At 38.9% G+C, this 6,116-nt stretch carries 4 protein-coding genes and 1 pseudogene; 2 read left to right on the top strand and 3 right to left on the bottom strand.

Going from position 1 to position 6,116, the window contains the following annotated elements; translation table 11 throughout:
* The coding region (locus L865_RS0119790) for a regulatory protein RecX (RefSeq protein ID WP_051484709.1) at positions 1 to 478 on the top strand (478 nt) is incomplete at its 5' end.
* A gap of 1,543 nt (positions 479 to 2,021) precedes the next feature.
* Here the strand turns inward: L865_RS0119790 and L865_RS0119800 are convergent.
* From L865_RS0119800 to L865_RS0119810, 3 genes are all read right to left on the bottom strand, one after another.
* A complete protein-coding gene (locus L865_RS0119800; protein ID WP_157577676.1) occupies positions 2,022 to 3,035 on the bottom strand; it encodes a hypothetical protein in 1,014 nt (337 codons plus the stop codon).
* 85 nt (positions 3,036 to 3,120) lie between these two features.
* The gene (locus L865_RS0119805; RefSeq protein WP_028774822.1) at positions 3,121 to 4,515 is read right to left on the bottom strand and encodes a hypothetical protein; all 1,395 of its coding nucleotides are present in this window, start codon (positions 4,513 to 4,515) and stop codon (positions 3,121 to 3,123) included.
* A gap of 153 nt (positions 4,516 to 4,668) precedes the next feature.
* On the bottom strand, positions 4,669 to 5,622 hold the full coding sequence (locus tag L865_RS0119810; RefSeq protein ID WP_028774823.1) for an SGNH/GDSL hydrolase family protein: 954 nt from the start codon (positions 5,620 to 5,622) through the stop codon (positions 4,669 to 4,671).
* Positions 5,623 to 6,021: 399 nt separating this feature from the next.
* Here L865_RS0119810 and L865_RS25290 point away from each other — a divergent pair.
* Positions 6,022 to 6,116 (top strand): annotated as a pseudogene (locus L865_RS25290) (hypothetical protein); the annotation flags it as partial.

Raw genomic sequence — 6,116 nt, forward strand, 5'->3', positions numbered from 1 at the left:
GATGAGTGATGCTAACAATCAAACTAAAGCTGCCCCTAAACATTCTGCCATGCATATTGCGGTTGGCTTGTTAGCTCGCCGCGATTATTCCCGCCAGCAAATTCAACTCAAATTACAACAAAAGCAATACGATGCTGACGAGATTGAGACCACACTCGATCACTGTCAACAAAGTGGTTATCTTGATGATGCTCGATTTGCTGCGCTATTGCTGAAGTCCCACATCAGCAAAGGCCACGGTGTGAACAAAATTCGCCAGTCTATGCAGCAAAAGGGGCTTAGCAGGGCACTCATCGAGCAAGTTCTGTTAGATTCCGAATGTGACTGGTTTGAAGTCGCCAAGCTAAAAGCGCAAAAGAAATATGGCGAGGCTGTGCCGCTAGACCACCCAACTCGTGCAAAATGTATACGTTACCTTATGGGTCAAGGTTTCGATTACGAGCAAGCCAATTATGCATTAGCCGTTGAGGTTGATTAGCCTAAAATCCCCCTTTCTATCGTTCATTTTTCTCACTGATATCCTGCGTTGTTGTCCATGTGCTGCTTTATCTGTATTCAATGAATCAGTCTACCTAAAACGGTTTGGTTTTATTTTGGTATAACAACACTAAAACTCTGGTTGTTCGCCAAGACTGTGCTTATAGTGTTGGGTTAAAATAGTGCAGGCTAAAAGTCTAAAAATGGAATAAAAATGGAACTTTTATAAAAAGAGTAATGTCCGGCCACATCAAGTGTTTAACGTGGCATCTTTAATAGGGTCATTACTCATTAAGCCTATCGAATCTAAAGTGCTAGTGAATAAACTTGAAGGTGTTGAACCAGGCGCATTACGTGGTTTGCAAGATGAGCTTAAGTAGAAACTGCAATCAGGTATTGTTGTCTTGGGTATTGCAGGTGAGGCGAAAGTTAACTTGATTGTCGGGGTGACTAAAGATCTGACTGGCAGGGTTAAAGCAGGCTAATTAGTTGCTAACGTTGCCGCGCATATAACACCTCATATTTTTGGTTAATTATAACTCTATGAAGTGTCTATTGTTATAAGAGCTTACCAAGTTGCTGATACAAAAGAATCCCCTGTATATATTGATCGATATAAAGAACTTCTTAAGGGGAGTTTGACTTTCGGCCAACTAACGCAAGCTGTTTTTGAGGAATCAGGAACGCATGGTGCATTACGTTTTTTAGCGGTCGTTTGAATAAAGTATTGTAAAAAGGATACAGACAATTAACTAAATTAGGCCATTATTCGTTACATCATCTGAAAATATAAGAAAATTATGATATTTAGCTTTAACTTACCAGTCTATCATGGCAAGCCAAAGTTTTAAAATGATGAGAGTAACCTAATCATTAAGACTTTGTCTTCAATGCTAAAATTACTGGCACAAATGTGGGGTAATTTATCTGGTGCGCTAAAGGTCATAAATCGACAACTGAAAAATTGACTAAGCCTATCCACTGAGAAATTACTTTCCCAATGCGGTGCAGCTTCATATGTAGCCGCAATGTTGATGACTTCAACAGTAGGTAACCCTCAGAGGTTATGAAAAGAGCCGTCATTTTCAGCCTTATATGGAGTCAGCCCATTAGATGCATGGTCGGGCAAAGTTCAACGTATAGGTTAAATCGAGGAGGATCATAAGAGGTGAATAATGCGCTTTGAACAGTAGCGTTAATCAGAATGTGAAACGATTCAAATCGGTTTTAGTATCGATAAATCATTTGACAACTGCTTAAAAGCACGACTCAACTATACTACGGTTTATGCTAGGATAAAATATAAATCATAAAAATGACAGCGTTCATTTATTGTCGCTTTTTTCTGATTAAGCGAGTGCAACGCTGGCAAGTTTATAGTTATGACTGACCACTATTAAAACATAGGTTTTTATAGTATGTGTCATAATTACATTACTTTAGCTAAGTTTTCAAACAGTGATATTACCCTAACATTCCCACACTAACTAGCTAAAAGTAGCTTCGTATGAGTGCGGCTACGAATTGAACATTAAAATTTCGTTTTACCCCTTTATTTGTGGAGAAAATGGGACTAACTGACTGATCCAACCAATCACATATAGATGGTTTTGAGTTGCTGAGTTATTGTTGATAACAAATGGGCCAACCGCAGTATAGTTGCCATTTTTTGCTGAAGTGGTGATCATAGATTGGTCTTTTTTGCTCCAATCGGCGTGAATATATTTATCGGTAGCCACTAACATAGAAGTAGTAACAAGAGGAATTACACCTTGGTTATTATCTGTTATCCCACTGGAAAAGTAACCTGCACTCTGTCCTTGTATATACCATCCATTCAGGTTAAACACTTCAAAGTTTAACCATGTTCGACTTAAGCTGACCTCCATATATTTGAGCTTGATTGCCTTCAAGTTCGAGTCGGAATCCATGGGAGTTATAGTTCCAGTACCACAATTAATTAGACTAGAATGTATATTGTCATCTAATTTTTTTATCACTCGATACGGGCCATCTTCTACGTCTCTACTGTTTAAATCGATGGTAATTTCGCTAAATCGATTTGTATCGTACCAATCTTCTGGTGTGGCGTAAACCGGTAGCCAAGTACCAGGAAGTCCATCCATATTTGCAAGTTGGGTTGATTCGTATTTTTTTCGGGCTTGATATATAACGTTATTTACATATTTTTGGTCGTCTTTTACTGAAAGTCCAGATAGCATGTGGCCATAAACCGACGACACCATATTCAAACTTCTAGAGTAGTACTTGTCGAATAATGGTATACTGTCGGTCAGTTGAGAAAAGGCATACAAAGAGCTTAAACTACCACTAGGATTACTGCTAGAAAACGGGTTCATATAACTGTTGATTGACAGTTTCATTGGGGTTGGATTCAATTGCAGAATGGGCCGTGTATCCAACACCATGGTTTCTTCACTATTTATAGAAGCTTTTAAATAACTTTGTTCGTGAGAAGAAGTTGAGCTTGGAGGTAGAATCACTTTGCTTAGTTGAGTGGTCAAATCGATAGACACAATAATTTCTCTTTTATTCATTGGAGAGCGATCGGTATAGGCATTGAGAGATATCTATACCGATTATTTAAGGCGTTAAAGTGTTACGCTGTTGTTTCCTCTACGACTATACTTTCTTGATTTCAGGTGCGCTTTTTGGTGGGCTTGCTGGTGTGATTTCACTCAGCCAAGCAATTATTTGTATACCGGGGATTTTCAATGTCCCACCGTCAAAGGTCGATTTATGATAGTCTTCTGATGAGCTGTGAGAATAGTTACCACTTACACTGAATGGTCCCCAACCCACACTCGCCTTTGTTGAAATGGAATTTTCAACATGGCTCTTATCGTCAGAACTCCAATCCGCGCTAATCTCAACATTACGTGCGACCACAAAGCCTGTCGGAATCAGTGGAAGTATTAACTTCTCATGACTCAATTTACCTAGTGAAATGCCGTTTGCCTTAGTCATGTTGGTGTACCAGTCGTTTAACTTAAAGATCAAATCGTTTAACCAAGGACGAAACACACGAACCACTGCAATTTCTGCTTTTAGCTCGAAAGTGCTGGCGTCCATATGCGAATGTGAATCTGCGTGATGACCATGGGCACTTGCACTTACGCTCCATAACCCCCAACTTGCAGAACCTCCTGCCCCCCAGTCGGTTGCTTTCTCGCTTGCCGTCTCTTCTAAATTATCGCTCTTCAAAGTGAACGCGGTAAATCCTTCAGCATTAGGGTCAGCAAAGTTTGCAGGAAATGGATAAGAGAAATACCAACTGCTCCCATCTCCTGTTGAAGACGCCATGCCGGAAGACATGGTTCGCTGCGCTTCACGAATCACATTACCCACAGCATCGTTAATTGCTGAGGCCATAGCAGCCAGTGCTTGCTCTACTTGTGAAGCCCCTTCTGAACGCCAAGTATCATAGGTTTGACTTACGTTGTTGCTTAACATTGGTTCGTTCGCTTGCCATTGTCTTTGTTGAGCAGGATCAGATAGGTCGTAACCTAAATATGCTGTGCGGTACGCACTAACTGCTGAAATGTAGGCAGTTTGATTTTTCAGGTATGACTTGTAGATAGGTGAGTGATCGGTTTGAGAGACTTCTTCACCTGTGTAATCTTTGATGGTTGATTGAATATTGAGATAGTCGTACGCTTTATGGTATTTTTTCTCTTGGGCGGGCGTACTCTTAGTTGTAGAGTTTGCTCCATCTACAATCGCTTTATAAGTTTGAGATATCAAAGTGGCTGATGGAGAGTAATTAGATGTTTGAGAAGGCATTTGATCCACAAGGTTTGAGAATGTTTGCGATGCTCCTAGGTTTCCTGACGGGTTCGTTGGTGTCAAAAGGTTCTTAAAGTCGGCAGGGTTTAGTGCTTGGTTTTGAGCGAATTGCAAAAAGGTATTCTCGCCCTTAAACGCATCGTTTTGTTTCCCATTTGGAACATAAGTTATAGCTTGAAAAAGACGGTCATATAAAGTATTGAGTACTTTAGTTTCTGTTTTTTGATCCATGATTGTATTCCTCGTTTAATTAACATTAATTTAAGTCGACTTCATTTCTGCCTTTTAACCTCTAAAGAGTAATAGGAACAATACTTCGCTAATATTCAGACATATAGTAAAGTAGCGTTTTTATGCTCTTTCATATAAAGTTAAATTTTGGAATTAATTATTTCTGATTCTGAGCGTACCCAAATCAAATCGTTTTAAAATTTCTTCAGACCAAGCATTTGCGATTAATTTATAGACTTGCTCTGTCGGGTGAGCCCTATCACTAGTAGAGACAAAAAAGTCATCACTAGAAATAGGGGCGTCGCTTCCATATTTCACTTTCATACCATGAGGCTGAGAGCCTTTTTTCAAACCATAAACGTCTAAGTTATCATTGATGTATTCAGAAATAGAATACATATCTAGTAAACTAGCTCTGGTATCAGGGAATATAGTTACTTGGCGAGCAAGTTCATAGCCAAACTCGAAAGCACCTTGTTGATAATCTCTAACCTCTTCTGTTAATTCTTTTCCGAAGTATCGAACAGAACCTTGAGGATTAGGGATGTTGGCAAATATAAAATAAGAGTTTGAGTTTTTATTTAATAGCTCTTCACAGAGTGTGGTTATCTCAATTGCTACTTTTTTCATATCAGATTTATTTCTACCGTTAGTAACCAAATCATTCAGACCGAACCAAATTAGAAATAAAGTGTTTTTGCTTGGTGGAGACGTCTTCTCATCATGTAAAAACCTCTTAGTTTGTTCACTAAAGGTTCCTAAACCAATTCCGCTGCGATCTGACCCTCCCATAGCTCCGCCCTCTGCATAGTTAGCATAAGATATGCATCTGGCAGGTGTACAGCCATAGCTAGATTCAGAGTTTATAGTTAAATGATGTTTAGTTAGCTTTTTGGTCGTTTTTGCATCTTTTTCAAAAAGTGTCGTTCCGCCTGACCATTCCCAAATAAAATCAGTCCAGTTTCTAGTATCGCTAAAACGCCCTACCTCGTTTGTTCGCATAAGTCCCAAAAGTCGAGCTAATCGACCTGAACTAGTTTTCCGCTTTTGTCCTATATCGGAAAGGCTGTCCCCAAAAACTACCAGTCTATCTATTTCTATGGTCATCTTAATTATCCCCAAGACTATCAAATGTTAATTGATGTATATTATATTTATTTAAACGAATTATATTCTACTTATTTTAAACGAATTATATTGTGCTTGTTTAAACGAAATGTATTATTTTTTACTGAGAAATGGAACACACATTATATATCCTTAATGTACCCTTAATGTACCCTTAATGTACCCTTAATGTATCCAGTCGAGCCAGTGCTTCACCGAACTGGTTTTATTCAAGCTGTTGAGGTTTTCGAAATACTCATAATACTTTTGGGGTTAAAAGGTTGTTTGCTCTCTTAAGTAACGTAGGATTTAAGTTGAATATTTTTCTATAAATAAACTAAAGTAAAGGCAATGAAAGAATAACGCCTATAAAATTATCTTTGAATGAAGGATACAGAAAACCCAGAAACCACAACCGGCGGTAACGCACTGAAGTTTTATGCCTCAGTCCGTTTAGATATTCGCCGCACCGGTGCCATTAAAGATCGCGACGA

Source organism: Shewanella waksmanii ATCC BAA-643, from assembly GCF_000518805.1.
Taxonomy (GTDB): domain Bacteria; phylum Pseudomonadota; class Gammaproteobacteria; order Enterobacterales; family Shewanellaceae; genus Shewanella; species Shewanella waksmanii.